Source organism: Shewanella sp. c952 (assembly GCF_019654975.1).
Classification (GTDB): Bacteria; Pseudomonadota; Gammaproteobacteria; order Enterobacterales; family Shewanellaceae; genus Shewanella.
On record NZ_BPEW01000006.1, the window covers coordinates 165,978 to 180,360 of the forward strand.

At 43.3% G+C, this 14,383-nt stretch carries 13 protein-coding genes; 9 read left to right on the forward strand and 4 right to left on the reverse strand.

Annotated features, from left to right (window positions below; all coding sequences use genetic code 11):
* Positions 1-52 precede the first annotated feature (52 nt).
* A complete protein-coding gene (locus K5R16_RS06870) occupies positions 53-499 on the forward strand; it encodes a YHS domain-containing (seleno)protein (protein ID WP_220736787.1) in 447 nt (148 codons plus the stop codon).
* 82 nt (positions 500-581) lie between these two features.
* Here K5R16_RS06870 and K5R16_RS06875 read toward each other — a convergent pair whose 3' ends face one another.
* Positions 582-1,925, reverse strand: coding sequence for a DEAD/DEAH box helicase (locus K5R16_RS06875; protein WP_220736788.1), 1,344 nt, complete (start codon positions 1,923-1,925; stop codon positions 582-584).
* A 215-nt stretch (positions 1,926-2,140) separates the two neighbouring features.
* Between K5R16_RS06875 and rssA the strand changes: the two genes are divergently transcribed.
* Entirely contained in the window at positions 2,141-3,124 is a 984-nt protein-coding gene (rssA, locus tag K5R16_RS06880) for a patatin-like phospholipase RssA (protein ID WP_220736789.1), read from the forward strand.
* A 64-nt stretch (positions 3,125-3,188) separates the two neighbouring features.
* Here rssA and K5R16_RS06885 read toward each other — a convergent pair whose 3' ends face one another.
* Positions 3,189-4,187: an NADP-dependent oxidoreductase gene (locus tag K5R16_RS06885; RefSeq protein WP_220736790.1), complete on the reverse strand. Its 999-nt coding sequence runs from the start codon at positions 4,185-4,187 to the stop codon at positions 3,189-3,191.
* A gap of 189 nt (positions 4,188-4,376) precedes the next feature.
* On the opposite strand from K5R16_RS06885, the gene K5R16_RS06890 reads away from it, so the two are divergent.
* From K5R16_RS06890 to K5R16_RS06920, 7 genes are all read left to right on the forward strand, one after another.
* Positions 4,377-4,817: a MarR family winged helix-turn-helix transcriptional regulator gene (locus K5R16_RS06890; protein ID WP_259649784.1), complete on the forward strand. Its 441-nt coding sequence runs from the start codon at positions 4,377-4,379 to the stop codon at positions 4,815-4,817.
* A gap of 81 nt (positions 4,818-4,898) precedes the next feature.
* Positions 4,899-5,585 (forward strand): hypothetical protein, encoded by a 687-nt coding sequence (locus K5R16_RS06895; protein ID WP_220736791.1) that lies wholly within the window; start codon positions 4,899-4,901, stop codon positions 5,583-5,585.
* Between the two features lie 436 nt (positions 5,586-6,021).
* On the forward strand, positions 6,022-8,139 hold the full coding sequence (gene nrdD / locus K5R16_RS06900) for an anaerobic ribonucleoside-triphosphate reductase (protein ID WP_220736792.1): 2,118 nt from the start codon (positions 6,022-6,024) through the stop codon (positions 8,137-8,139).
* Positions 8,140-8,476: 337 nt separating this feature from the next.
* The gene (nrdG, locus tag K5R16_RS06905) at positions 8,477-8,941 is read left to right on the forward strand and encodes an anaerobic ribonucleoside-triphosphate reductase-activating protein (RefSeq protein ID WP_220736793.1); all 465 of its coding nucleotides are present in this window, start codon (positions 8,477-8,479) and stop codon (positions 8,939-8,941) included.
* A 134-nt stretch (positions 8,942-9,075) separates the two neighbouring features.
* On the forward strand, positions 9,076-9,432 hold the full coding sequence (locus K5R16_RS06910) for a YibL family ribosome-associated protein (protein WP_220736794.1): 357 nt from the start codon (positions 9,076-9,078) through the stop codon (positions 9,430-9,432).
* A 223-nt stretch (positions 9,433-9,655) separates the two neighbouring features.
* Positions 9,656-10,273 (forward strand): GTP cyclohydrolase II, encoded by a 618-nt coding sequence (gene ribA / locus K5R16_RS06915; protein ID WP_220736795.1) that lies wholly within the window; start codon positions 9,656-9,658, stop codon positions 10,271-10,273.
* An 81-nt stretch (positions 10,274-10,354) separates the two neighbouring features.
* On the forward strand, positions 10,355-11,164 hold the full coding sequence (locus K5R16_RS06920) for a hypothetical protein (RefSeq protein ID WP_259649785.1): 810 nt from the start codon (positions 10,355-10,357) through the stop codon (positions 11,162-11,164).
* 90 nt (positions 11,165-11,254) lie between these two features.
* Here the strand turns inward: K5R16_RS06920 and K5R16_RS06925 are convergent, their stop codons facing one another.
* Positions 11,255-11,611: a VF530 family DNA-binding protein gene (locus K5R16_RS06925; protein WP_220736796.1), complete on the reverse strand. Its 357-nt coding sequence runs from the start codon at positions 11,609-11,611 to the stop codon at positions 11,255-11,257.
* 133 nt (positions 11,612-11,744) lie between these two features.
* Positions 11,745-14,159: a S8 family serine peptidase gene (locus K5R16_RS06930; protein WP_220736797.1), complete on the reverse strand. Its 2,415-nt coding sequence runs from the start codon at positions 14,157-14,159 to the stop codon at positions 11,745-11,747.
* Between the last annotated feature and the right edge of the window lie 224 nt (positions 14,160-14,383).

A 14,383-nucleotide genomic window follows, 5' to 3' on the forward strand; every position in this document is an offset into this window, starting at 1 on the left:
ATCCATAATGGAATTGGTATTATGTATTGTGTACTGGAAAAGAGGGGAAGTTATGAAGCGGATCTACAATCTAACGGCTATTTTATTGAGTATTGTTTTAGTTGGCTGTACTAGCTTAGGCGGTGAGCCTACGTTTCAAGATGAAGGCATTGCGGTTAATGGTTACGATGTGGTTGCCTATTTTACTGAGCAGCAACCTGTTAAGGGGAACCTTGAATTTAGCAGCCATTATAAAGATACCCAATGGCTTTTTAGCAGTGAAGAACACAAGTTGTTGTTTGAGCAAAATCAGCAACAATACCTACCACAATACGGTGGTTACTGTGCCTACGGCATGTCGAAAGGCTTTGTGGTGGACACTGACCCAAGTGCATTTACCATCTTGAACAATAAGCTTTACTTAAACTATAGCCTTGGCGTGCGGGAGACATGGTTACAAGATACCGCTTTATATATAGAGCGTGCAGACAAAAACTGGTTGGAAAAAATAGCTAAGTAAACCCTCAACTTTGATCTTGTTTAAATAAAAAGCCGCTGTGATAGTGCTCTATCACAGCGGCTTAAAGCGTTATGTAATTAGCTTAATCTTCTGGTGTATCCTGTAGCTTAGCTTTTGGCTTTCTAAGCATCGGAGCATCACCGACGTCGACGCCAGTAGCAAAGCGTCTATCGCGATTTGCTGTAGCCTTAGCCGCAGACTTTTTCTTCGCGGTTGCCGCTTTTTTCTTTGCTGCGGCAGGCTTTGCTTTCTTCTTGCTCTGTGCTTTCGGTTTCAAGCCAGTAAATTTACCTTTTAACCCTTCTAGTTCACTAAAAGCAAACAGCTTATTCAGGAAGGTTTGTACTTGGGTAAAATTAACCCAATCTTTAGGACCGACTAATGAAACCGCGTCGCCTTTAGCGCCAGCACGTCCAGTACGTCCAATACGGTGAACATACTCTTCGGCAAACTTTGGCATATCAAAGTTGATCACTAAAGAAACATTGAGTAAATCTAGACCACGAGATGCCACATCAGTAGTCACCAATATCTGTTGTAAACCACGGCTGAACTCATCCATGATTTGGTTACGGGCATTTTGTTTTAGCTCGCCACTGAGTGATGCTGTTTTAAAGCCATCATCAGCAAGTTTCTTCGCTAAGCGATCAGTATCTTGTCGAGTCGCGGTAAAGATGATGATCTGCTTTTGCTGTTCATCTTTTAAAATGCGCGTTAATAGCGCTTCTTTATGATCAAGGTGATCACAAAGGAATATACGCTGAGTAATATCTTTGTGCTCTAAGTTACCAGCGCCAATAGCAACATGTTCTGGGGTTTTAAGCAGCTCTGCAGCAATGTCATCGACATCGCCGTGATCAAGTGTTGCCGAAAACATCAATGTTTGGCGACGTTTATGATCGGCCGCATCGTTAATTTGTTTAAGCTGCTCAGCAAAGCCTAAATCCAACATACGGTCGGCTTCATCGAAGATAAGTAGCTCGAGACCATTGAGGTGCAGATGATGCTGTTTCAGGTGATCGGCCAAGCGACCCGGTGTGGCCACAACAAAGTGCGGGTCACGAGCCAGTGCTTTTGCTTGGTCGTTAAAGTTCTCACCACCAAGAATTTTAGTGGCTTTAAACTGTGTATTAGCAACTAATAAACGCAGTTGACTATAAACCTGGGTTGCAAGCTCACGAGTGGGTAGCAAAATAACCGCACGAGGGTCGCGCTTACTCAATGCTTTACACGAAATCATCCTTTGCATTGCAGGTAGCAAAAACGCCAAGGTCTTGCCTGAACCTGTTTTAGATGATGCCATTAGATCTTTGCCAGCAAGGGCAATGGGTATGGCTTGTTCCTGGATCTCAGTAGGGGTGTCTATGCCCATGTGTTTTAATGTTTGTAACAGACGTTGATCCAGTGAAAAATCGGTGAATTGCAAAGGTGAACTCCTTAAATAATCTGACCGCGTATTATAGCCTAGATAGATAGAGCAGGGCTATGACTAGCTATTAAGTTTATCTTAAAGAAGTTGAATTAAACGCTTAGGATAGGCTGAGTGTAGCTGAAGGACTCATTAGAGTGGTAAAATCGGCATCGTTCAAAATGCTAGTCGCTCGTAGCTGAGCTTATTATTGGCTTTAGGAGTCACAAATTGTGATAGAAAAAAATCACTCCGTTCGAATAGGACTGGCCCTTGGAAGTGGCGCTGCAAAGGGCTGGGCACATATTGGTGTGTTGAATGGGCTGGCTAAGCTGGGGGTTTACCCTGATAAAATTGCTGGCTGCTCCATTGGTGCAGTGGTAGGCGCCGCATATGCTAATGAAAATTTACCTGAACTAGAAAATTGGGTGCGTAGCTTTAGTAGCTGGGATGTATTGGGGCTCATGGATTTGAGTTGGCGTAAAGGTGGCTTAATCGGTGGCGAAAAAGTGTTCGACGTGCTGCAAAAACGCATGGGCGATATGCAGATTGAGCAGCTTAAAAAACCATTTGCAGCAGTAGCGACCGATCTTTATTCAGGGCAAGAGATCTGGTTTACGGAGGGTGATTTGCGCCATGCAGTGAGAGCATCATGCTCTATGCCTGGTATTTTACCGCCTGTTAAAGTGGGCGAACGTTGGCTGGTGGATGGCGCAGTAGTGAACCCTGTACCGGTGTCAGTTAGTCGTGCAATGGGCGTCGATATTGTGATAGCGGTTGATCTTCATGGTTTGCGCCGTGGCCGTTTACAAGTATTACCAGTCAATATGAAGAGTAACAAGCCTACTACAGAGGAAGAAGCGGAAGCTGAAAAGCATCAAGAGAAAGGTTTTACTGATTTGTTAGCTCGAGGAAGAGACTACATTAGCGGCCTGACTGATAAGCTTTCATTGAGTCAAAAGCTCGAAAATAGCCAAAGCCCAAACCCAGGAATGTTAGCGGTAATGTCGCAATCTATGGACATATTAGAGCAACGGCATAAAAGAGCTCGATTAATGGGCGATCCGCCTGATATTTGTATTGTGCCGGATCTGGGTGATATCGGTACCATGGAGTTTCATCGCGCTGAAGAGGCAATTGCGGCAGGAGAGGCGGCTGTAGAGCAAGTCGCGCACCTTATTGAAGCGGCTTTAGCACCACATCGGATAAGCGAGTAAACCTTAAAAATCGGACAATAAAAAAGGGCTTAAAGCCCTTTTTTATTGCATTATCAAATATTGATTAAGCCAACTTCACAATCATCTTGCCGCGGTTTTTACCTTCGAACAAGCCGATAAAGGCTTCAGGTGCATTCGAGAGGCCTTCGTAAACTGTTTGTTCAGCGGTGACTTTGCCCTCAGCTAACCATTGGCCCATCTGCTTGGCAAATTCGGGGTAATGTGCCCAATGTTCAAACACAATAAAGCCTTCAATTTTAAGTTTTTTCATAATGATTTGCGCTAAGTTTGCAGGTCCCGGTGTCGGCGCCGTATCGTTATATTGGGCAATCATGCCGCAAACAGCGATGCGGCCATGATCTTTCATATTGTTAAGCGCAGCGGTTAAGTGTTCACCGCCAACGTTCTCAAAATAGACATCAATACCTTCTGGCGCAGCTTGTGCTAGCGCAGCCGTTAGATCGCCACAGGTTTTGTAGTTGATCACAGCATCTACACCGAGGGACTTGATGTGCTCTGCCTTCTCATCAGAACCAACCGACGCAACCACTCGGGCGCCCATGAGTTTGCCAATTTGTACCGCAACGCTACCAACGGCGCCTGATGCTGCAGAGACAAACAAGGTTTCGCCCGATTTTAGTTCAGCGATACGGTTAAGGCCTGTCCAAGCAGTCATACCAGGCATACCAAGCACACCTAAGAAGTGTGATTCGCTGATAGGTGTTTGAGGCAGGCGAGTGATCTCTGTACCGTCGGTAACATAATGACTGCGCCAGCCGTGCATGCTGTTAACCTTGCTGCCAACAGGGAACTCGCTATTGTTCGATTCCACCACTTCGCCAATTGCGCCACCTTCAAGTACAGCGCCTATTTCAAAAGGTGCAATGTAGCTTTTTCTATCAATCATGCGGCCACGCATGTATGGGTCGACTGACATCCATAAGTTTTTAACTAAAAACTCACCGTCTTTAATAGCAGCTAACGCCACTTCAGCTTCAGCGAAATTGTTAGCGTTAGGCAGGCCTTCAGGGCGAGATTTAAGTTGGATTTGCTTAGCGTTCATAGTGATCCTTTATTTTTGTTTGTGCGCAAAGTAATTGCCCGCATCATAACTAAAGATTGAGAGCTATGCAAATAGTTTGCGCGCAAAATAACTCTGCGCAAATTAAATGCAGATTGGCTAGTTTTGTTAATTCTAGTCAGGTAAAATTGCCACACTTAATTGAGGTAATAACCTGTGGCGGATAACCAAGTGTCAAATAATGATAGCCCAACATGTTTATCAGATAATGTATGTTTTGCGCTGTATACCGCTGGCAATGCACTTATGCGCGCTTACCGCCCTTTGTTGGATCAGTATGAACTGACCTATCCACAATATTTGGTTATGCAAGCGCTATGGCTAAAAGATAGGGCGAGTATGACGCAGTTATCTCAAGCTACACGTTTGGATATGGGCACGTTGACACCAATCGTAAAGCGATTGGAGACAAAATTGTTTCTGCAGCGACTGCCAGATGAAACCGATGAGCGTAAAAAGGTGATAGCACTAACGAATACCGGCTTGGCGCTGCAAGCCGACGCGCTGTCACAAAAGCAAACACTATTAGAGAAGGTGAGTATGACTGAGCAGGAGATTGAGTCTCTGCGAGTACTATGCTTGAACTTGACTACGCAGTTGAATCAAAAGTAAGCAGTCAATTTAATCGTTCAAAAAGCGGCACAGTTCCTGCTTTAATCGTTGCATGATTACCACTGTGCCGAATTTTTGACGATGAATCCATTAAGTAGTATCAATAACCCTGTTAATAGCGGTGCAGTTCTTGCCGATGCCTATGGTGCTTCTGGCAGCCAATCAAGTGTTGGCAGTGCTAATGGCGTTCAAGGCGTTAATGCTAACGCTTCAACATCAGCTTCAAATGCTCCGAGTAAGGACGATAACGGTCTTGTATTATCAGGCCGTGCAGAGCGGGCGCAAAAGATTGAAGCGATGGCGAAAGATTTTTTTCAAGATGGTAGCTTTAGCAGCGAAAAGCTCCCCAGCCTTATACAACGCTTATATCAAGATGGCATTCTGTCGGATGGACAGTTGAATCGCTTGACCAATAGTGGTTTTGATATCCCTCCGACTGAAGAGCAATCTTTAGCTGATTTTATTGACGAGCAGCGTGCGACACTTACCAACAGTAGTGAAGACCGTGAGTTGGCTGGCACCTTAGATGAAGCAAAATGGGTTATGCGCACTATGGATGCGATTCAATCGCCAGTGGTAGCCCAAAAAGCAAATCGAGTGGCAAGTGACATTACGGCGCTGCTGGAGTCTGATAGAACACTTACCGATCAACAGAAAAACCAATATCAAGGAATAAAGTCGTTAATGCAGCTAGCCTCAATGACGGGTGAACATCAACAGGCAACCGGCCAGTTAAACAGTTATCTGGCACTGGCAAAACAGCATTAAACTGATAGGCCTTTTAACGTCTCTGTTAAAGACATTTATTGTTAAAAAGATTAAATAGTATTTAACACTAATCTGACTGTTATTGTGTCGGCTTTACGGCGCAATAATAGCGTTTTGTAGCGGCTTAGATTCATTTCCTGTTGTCATGCCAGCGAGTTAAACCTAGGCGCGAAAGTCTTCTGTATTTTTATCCACAATTTATCCCAATTTTATCCTGCTACTAGCGATCTTAATCGCCATCGTCAAGGGCATAGTTTTAGATAAGCGGGATCGTCCCCAGTTATTTTTTCTTATTATCTTCGTTGTGTAAAATAATGATCTGGATCAAAGTACTGCTTGTCTTTTTATAGCTTAATGCGCCACATGTTGTGATTTTGATTTAAAGTAATACTATATGTAGTGTTACTTGTGGATGATGCTAAATAGGAGCTATACAATGCCAGTGGTTATTAAACGGGATGGTTACCGTACGCCTTTTGACGAAACAAGGATTAAAGATGCAGTGATAGCAGCTGCTAACTCGGCAGGTATTGATGATAGCGCCTATGCAGAAAAAGTGGCAAAAAATGCTGCTGATTCTGTCGCTATGTTAGATGAAATAAACATCCACGATTTACAAGATACTGTCGAAAACTTATTGATGGAAGGGCCTTATAAATCGCTGGCTCGGGTATACATTGAATACCGCCATGATAGAGATATAAAGCGTGAAGTTAGCAGTCGATTAAATAAAGAGATCCGCGGTCTCGTTGAACAGAGCAATGCTGCGCTTTTAAATGAAAATGCTAATAAAGATTCAAAAGTCATCCCAACTCAACGCGATCTACTCGCGGGTATTGTGGCTAAACATTACGCCAAATGTCATATATTGCCAAAAGATGTGGTTGCCGCTCATGAGTCAGGTGAAATTCACTATCATGACTTAGATTACGCGCCATTCTTCCCGATGTTCAACTGTATGCTGATCGATCTCAGTGGCATGTTGACCAATGGTTTTAAGATGGGCAACGCTGAGATTGAAACACCTAAATCAATTTCAACAGCGACTGCGGTTACTGCGCAGATTATTGCTCAGGTTGCTAGCCATATTTATGGCGGAACTACGATTAACCGTATCGATGAAGTGTTAGCGCCTTTCGTTGCCAAAAGTTACGACAAGCATTATCAAGTGGCACTAACTTGGGGAATTACAGATGCTAAGGCATTTGCGACCTCATTGACTGAAAAAGAGTGCCATGATGCATTTCAGTCACTTGAGTATGAAGTAAACACATTGCATACCGCCAACGGTCAAACGCCATTTGTTACCTTTGGTTTTGGACTGGGGACTTCGTGGGAGTCTCGACTTATTCAACAGTCGATGATGAAAGTGCGTATTGCTGGCTTAGGTAAGAACCGTAAAACCGCGGTATTCCCAAAATTGGTTTTTGCCATTCGTGATGGTATTAATCATAAAGATGGCGATTGTAACTACGACATCAAGCAGCTTGCATTGAAGTGTGCCACTACGCGTATGTACCCAGATATCCTTAACTACGAACAAGTTGAGAAGGTAACGGGGTCATTTAAGACGCCAATGGGTTGCCGTAGCTTCCTTGGTACGTTTGAAGAAGATGGCGAGCTAGTACATGAAGGGCGTAACAACCTTGGCGTTGTGAGCTTAAACTTGCCGCGAGTTGCACTTGAGGCAAAAGGCGATGAAGCTGAATTTTACCGCATCTTAGATCAGCGTTTAGCTATTGCTCGCAAGGCACTCGATACTCGAATAGAACGTTTAGATGGCGTAAAAGCACGAGTCGCACCGATTCTTTATATGGAAGGTGCTTGTGGCGTTCGTTTGCGTGCTGATGATGATATCTCTGAGATATTTAAAAATGGCCGCGCTTCAATTTCGCTTGGTTACATTGGCCTTCATGAAACCATTAACGCACTTTATGGTACAGAAACGCATTTATATGACAATGCATTGTTGCGCGCTAAAGCGGTTGAAGTGATTCAATACTTAAAAGCGGCAACCGATAAATGGAAAGAAGAATCTGGTTACGCTTTCAGTCTATACAGCACACCTAGTGAAAACTTGTGTAGCCGTTTCTGTAATCTTGATGCCAAAGTATTCGGCGTTGTAGAGGGAGTAACAGCTAAAGGTTATTACACCAACAGTTTCCATTTAGATGTTGAAAAGCAGGTTAATCCGTACGACAAGATTGACTTTGAACAGCCTTATCCTGAAATCGCAAATGGCGGATTTATCTGTTACGGCGAGTTTCCAAATATGCAGAACAACGTTGAAGCATTGGAAAATGTCTGGGACTACAGCTATTCAAGAGTGCCTTATTACGGCACCAATACACCGATTGATGAGTGTTATGACTGTGGGTTTACTGGTGAGTTTAGCTGTACCAGTAAAGGTTTTACTTGCCCTAAATGCGGTAACCATGAGCCAAGCAGAGTGTCTGTAACGCGCCGAGTCTGTGGCTATTTAGGTAGTCCTGATGCAAGACCATTTAATTATGGTAAGCAAGAAGAGGTTAAGCGCCGCATCAAGCACCTTTAGTATCGGGGCGCGGTAAACCCAATAATACCAACTCCATTAAAGTGTTGCTCATTCAGCGGGAGTTTAAATCACTTTAGACAAGTAAGTGGCTTATCGCTAATAGTTATTCTATATCGAATGCCACATGCGCTGTATTAAGTGATTTTAAACCCGCACGTTGTGAGCTTCTCAGGGCTTTCACTGCTACGTTGCATTGTCTCAAAAGGGAATAACCATTTCTTCAATAATGCGCCTTGAATTGAAAGCCCTGAGAAAGCTCTGAACTGAGTATATCCTTAATGGAATTGGTATAAGGTGCTTTCATAGGCACCTTTTTGTTATCAATAAAGAGATTTTTATGCATTATCATCAATACTATCAAACCGATGTGATTAATGGTCCAGGCACTAGAGCGACACTGTTTGTTTCTGGCTGTGAGCACCAATGTCGAGGTTGCTATAATCAGTCAACCTGGAACCCATGCTCAGGTCACTTGTTTGATGAGCTGATGATGCAAACCATTATTGATGATCTCAATGATAGTCGGATAAAAAGGCGCGGCCTTTCATTGTCGGGCGGTGACCCTCTATTTCCTGGTAACCTCAGCGCTATACTTGCGCTGGTCACGCGAGTAAAAGAACAATGTCCCGGTAAAGATATTTGGCTGTGGACAGGCTACCTGCTTAATGAGTTAACCGCCGAGCAGCAAGCCATTGTTGAGTTGGTCAATGTGGTAGTTGATGGCAAATTTGAGCAGTCTCTTGCCGATCCGAGCTTGGTTTTTAAAGGTAGTCGTAACCAAGTGATCCATTATCTAAGATAAGCTAAGCATAAACACTAGGTAATATTGGCCTATATGCTGTTATAATAAGTCAATAAAGATAAACAGCGTCAAAATATTTTGAGGCTGTTTTTGTTTCTAGATAAGTTATTTAGATTTGAATTTAAGGTTTGTAAATGAATTTAAAGCAGGAGCTGCAAACGCTCAACGATAAGCTCGACAAATTTCGTCGTAAGTTAGCAGCAGCTGAAAAGCGTGATGATCCTGGGGTCATAATCCAATTTAAACGTGAAATTGCTACGTTAACTAAGCGCATAGCGAATGTTAAAAATCAGCAGAATCGTGAGTTAGGTAAAGAAGGTGCGTCGGTTAAAGACCTTAAATTTAGCCGTGTATTGACCAAAGCCGAACAAGCTGACATGGGTAAGTTGAAGAAGTCTGTTCGTGGTTTAGTTGTAGTGCATCCAATGACCGCACTTGGTCGTGAAATGGGCATAAAGCAAGTAACAGGCTTTGCACCGAAAGAATTTTAGGCTAATTACCTATTAAGTTATTCATTTAGTGAGCCGCTTCAAGGTTATGTAAAGACGCGCAGCTTATGCTGCGCTGAAATGCTTTGTAATTTGTCTAACGTATTCCTGTTCACTGTAATGTCTAACATTAGATTTGATTCTTCAGCAAGTTTGGTTTGAAATTAATATTGTTACTAGGATTTCAGCAGTCTCAAGGAATGAGAGTAGTCGTTAAGGTTTTATCATGTCGATTAAATATATCGCGTCTTCTAAATTGCCAACACCTTGGGGTGTTTTTGAAATGCATGGCTTTGAAGATAGCGAGACAGGTAAAGAGCATGTTGCGCTGACATTAGGCGTATTTGATGCCGAAAGCCCTATTTTAGGCCGTATTCACTCTGAATGCTTAACGGGTGATGCGCTTTTCAGTTTGCGTTGTGATTGTGGTTTCCAATTACAGACAGCAATGCAAAATATAGCGGAAGCAGGGCAAGGATTTATCCTATATTTACGTCAAGAAGGGCGGGGTATTGGATTACTCAATAAAATCCGTGCTTACGAGCTGCAAGATGGCGGCGCAAATACAGTAGAGGCGAATGAGCGCCTTGGTTTTGCTGCAGATATGCGTAAATATGACATGATCATCCCGATGATGGAGCAGATCGGTGTTAGTAAAGTCAGGTTAATGACCAATAACCCTAGAAAAGTAAAAGCGATGCAAAGCTTTGGACTAGAGGTCGTTGAGCGTGTGCCACTGCAGGTCGGTAAAAATCGTTATAACGAAGGTTACCTAAAGACCAAATCTACTGAATTGGGTCATATGATGTCTGAGCATCATTTTACCGAGGAAGATAAAGACTAAGCTACATTAACCGTGGCTTTTTTAAGGTTATACCGCTATATTCAGGGCTATTCAATTAGAGACCAGTTAAGTTAATTTTTAATGATGGCCCTTGTGCGTTTCCTTTCAGTTTTACTGTTGCTTTATACTCTCCCTGTTAATGCTGAAACGGATTACAGCCATTATGCTTTTGCTAACTATTTAGGCAGCGGTATTTACCGAACCTCTGGGCAAAACGCAACGGTTGTCAATATTCCAATTAGTTTCGATCTTGAGCGCACTGAAACAGAGTCTTTAGTGCTGCGCACACCATTATCACTCGGTTTTTTTAACTTTACGTGGAGCGACCTCCCTGAAGGCGATTTTCCTAGTAGTGTTGGGACTGCGACGTTTACTCCCGGGATCGAATACCGTATACACACTTCTGATACCCATGAGTTTCAAACCTATGCGGACTTAGGGGTTGGGACTAATACCACTAATGGCAACGATGTCATTATCTATTCGGCAGGTATGTCGAGCTTACTTGATTTCGAGCTTAAAGATAGCAAACCAGTTTGGGTCAATCGTATCTTTTTTGCTGGATATAACAGCCTCGATGATGGACCCAATGAAACCTATTCAGCGATTCAATCAGGGCTTGATATTGGCACTAACTTTCATTTTCAAGTGGCTGATGTAGGTGTTGAACCACGGTTTTTTGTCGCCGGTTACTGGTATTTTGATAAGCTAAGATTTGTAACGCCTTTTGAGGAAGATGTATTAGTGACCAACAGTTTTGAAGCTGGGGTCACTTTAGCTTTCTCAAAACCTGTGGGTTGGGATCTGTTTAATATGAGTCGATTTGGTGTGAGTTATCGAGCGGGTGATGGCGTACAGGTTTGGCGGCTTATTTTTGATTTCCCGATATAACGACAATAATTAATTATACCAATAGATATTAAATAAAAAGGCTTAACAATACAAGTTGTTAAGCCTTTTTATTACAATCAGTAGTAAACGTTAATTGCCCCAGATGTTGGAGTTTACTTGAGCGTCATCATCTGAATCTTTACTCGGTCTCTCAGCAGCTTTGTTACTCGCAGCCCGTAATGTTTTATCACTGGCTTGATAGCCATCTTCTCTAGGCTTTCTCGCTGGCAAAGGCAGCTTATTCATTTTAAGGTAGAGGTATTCGACTTTCTCTCTTGCCCAAAGGGTTTTACGTAGAAACCTTAGACTCGACTTAATACTTGGATCATGTTTGAAGCAGCGTACATTGATACGCTCACCAAGTTCTTCCCAGCCATAATGCTCGACGAGGTCAATCAGTAAGGCTTCTAGCTTAATACCGTGTAATGGGTTGTTTACTTGGGTCATGATGTATGTTCATTGCAGATGCTATTAAGGTAATTATATCAGTTTTATCAGCGAAAATGTTATCAATGCCGAGCAAAAAAAAGAGAGCCTTTAACTAAGGCTCTCAAAATACACATTCAACAATAGTTAGGGCTTACTGGAAGTTTAGCTCCCAAGAGTTAATTGTCCCTGTATCACGTCTTGCACTGTCTACGGCTTTTAGCTGCCAATTACCCGCAGAGTCGCTACCAGACATATCAACGGTAAAGGTTTTTACTATGTCGTTAGCACTGCCACCGGTATTGTCATGCAACACAGCCACCTGGCCACTTGGGCTATGAAGCTCAACTTGCAAATCACCGATATAGGTATGGCTAATGTTGACCTTCACGGTAACGGTTCCAGAATCACCAGTACGGGCAGCTGCAATAGTGCTCGTGACACCCGCACTGCTATTATCTGGAATACTGTAGCTAGTGTTATTGGTGTAAGTTGCTGCTCCGCCAGTGCCACCACCGGTTTCTTCTGTAAAGCTAGCCACAAGGTTTACACCACTGAAATCACTATAACCTTGAACCATCACATAGTAAGTACCTGCTTGCGCAGTTGTGATTGGGCAAGATTCAATATTGCCACCTTTCCACGGACGACAATCATAGCTATCAGTTGTAGGCGCTGCGCCATACTGAACGTGCAGATCTGCATCACCATTACCGCCGCTCATGTTAAAGCTTAAATCTGTTGCACCAGCAGGTACGTCGATAGAGTAGTGCAGCTCATCATTTTTAGCGCCTGCTAAGTTAGATTTAGCCACACCATTCACTAACACATTATCGCCGCCACCAGTATCTGGGTCGGTTGGACCAGTACAAGACTCATCCAGATAAGCTTTTGCAGCAACTGCATCGACTAGACCATAGCCTGTATTGTTATCGCGACCAGCAGTTTCTAAGTCTTCCGCTGTAGCATTAAGTGCTGCACGAACTTGCGCTGCGCTACACTCTGTATGATGGCTCCATACTAATGTTGCCACACCTGATACATGAGGGGTCGCCATAGAAGTACCATTGTAATACTCGTAATCTTCATTGTCGGTATTGGCAACAGTAACTGATGCACCAATTTGATTGCGAAGGGCAAGACCTGTACCACGGTCAACAGAGACCGAAACGATAGGCGCTTCGTTACTGCTATCAACTAAAAATGGATTTTGCAGACCAGGAAGAGTGGTATTACTGTAGACAATAACGCCACTTGCACCAGCAGAGTTACACGCTTTAACTGCATCAATTTCAGGATAGCTTGCTCCTTGGTTGCCAACACGTTCTACAAGACAGACTTTGTTTGTCATATTGCCACAATTGAAGGTGCTACCGTTTACAGTACATTCTGCAAGCGCTGCAGTTACGCTGCCAATCAGTGGAGTCGGTACATGGCTTGAACCGGACTGAACAAAGCGATTATGCGGCACTACGCCATTGTCAAAATAAGACTGCCCCCCAATAGTGATATCAGCTAAACGACCTTCACCGCGAGTCACAGTTGAAAGAATCGCTTCACCTGGACCCGAAATCTCAACTTGGTTGGTATATTGTGAAAATGCTGCGTGGTCTTTATTGCTATCTACCGCAGCAACTGACATGACGGCATCATAAGATGCTGGGTAGCTATGAGTGCTATTACCATCGTTACCAGCGGCAGCGATAAGCAATACGCCATTGTTTTCATGTGCAGCAAGGGCATTTTTTTCGGTATTGCTAGAGCTTGAACCACCTAAACTCATTGTTACTACGTTGGCGCCATTGTTTACACAAGTGTCAACCGCAGACACTAGTGATGATGAATATCCCCAACCAGACGCGTTAAATACTTTAATGACATGAATATTGGCATTTTGGTTTGGCATTACACCAACCACACCTTCATTGTTTGCGATTGCGGCTATGGTTCCAGCTACGTGAGTACCATGAGCATTACCTGCACCAGGATCGAACCAGTTACCTGTTCCTGAGTTATTCGTGCCGGTTACATTGTTGGCATTAAGATCGTTATGACCTCGGTCGTAGCCAGAGTCAATGATACAGATGGTGCGGTTGCCCGCTTGACTGTCACTTAACGTCGTTGCACCTACATAGGTTTGACCCCAAGGCGTGGTTTCGCTTAACAGGCGACGAGGTACATCTTCTTCAACATAATCGACATCTGCACGGAATCTTAGTGCATCGATATTTTTATTATCTAACTTAACGGTATAACTATTACTGCGACCAATACGCTTCATCTCTTTTGCTGAGACGCTATTTAGCGCGCGGAAGTGAGAGAATACTTCGTTCGCTCGTGGTTGATACTCTGCGTCGTCAATTGCGTTTGTCGCTATTGAAAAGCCAGCAGCTGCATCTGCAGTTTTAAATTTAACGATATAACGCTTAGGTAGCGGGTTTTCGCTATTTAATTGCGCAGCAGTGCTGTGTAATCCAGGAGTGAAAGAGGGAGCCGCGCTTACACTTGCTGAGATCGAAAGTGCTAGAACGGACAGGCTTAATGCTGTTGTTACTTTACTTGTAGTCATAACTGTCTTCCATGTTAATCAGGATATTTAGTTGTTTCTTATAGTTTTTGCAGTTACCAATCGTAAGACTAGCTGCGATTAAGAATGTATCTACAGTTGTTACAGTTGTAAAATAAATGTGAAATTGTGAAAGGGCTTTCATAGTAATATGGATAGAATTCTTTACTTGAATGTTTATTCCTTAATTTCCTGCAACTATGACTTTAAAGTCAGTTAATTCGGTT

Coding starts and splice junctions, on each gene's coding strand:
- K5R16_RS06870 (WP_220736787.1), top strand. CDS start 53: ATGAAGCGGATCTACAATCTAACGGCTATTTTATTGAGTATTGTTTTA.
- K5R16_RS06885 (WP_220736790.1), bottom strand. CDS start 4,187: ATGAACGCTAAGCAAATCCAACTTAAATCTCGCCCTGAAGGCCTGCCT.
- K5R16_RS06895 (WP_220736791.1), top strand. CDS start 4,899: ATGAATCCATTAAGTAGTATCAATAACCCTGTTAATAGCGGTGCAGTT.
- nrdD (WP_220736792.1), top strand. CDS start 6,022: ATGCCAGTGGTTATTAAACGGGATGGTTACCGTACGCCTTTTGACGAA.
- nrdG (WP_220736793.1), top strand. CDS start 8,477: ATGCATTATCATCAATACTATCAAACCGATGTGATTAATGGTCCAGGC.
- K5R16_RS06910 (WP_220736794.1), top strand. CDS start 9,076: ATGAATTTAAAGCAGGAGCTGCAAACGCTCAACGATAAGCTCGACAAA.
- ribA (WP_220736795.1), top strand. CDS start 9,656: ATGTCGATTAAATATATCGCGTCTTCTAAATTGCCAACACCTTGGGGT.
- K5R16_RS06920 (WP_259649785.1), top strand. CDS start 10,355: ATGATGGCCCTTGTGCGTTTCCTTTCAGTTTTACTGTTGCTTTATACT.
- K5R16_RS06925 (WP_220736796.1), bottom strand. CDS start 11,611: ATGACCCAAGTAAACAACCCATTACACGGTATTAAGCTAGAAGCCTTA.
- K5R16_RS06930 (WP_220736797.1), bottom strand. CDS start 14,159: ATGACTACAAGTAAAGTAACAACAGCATTAAGCCTGTCCGTTCTAGCA.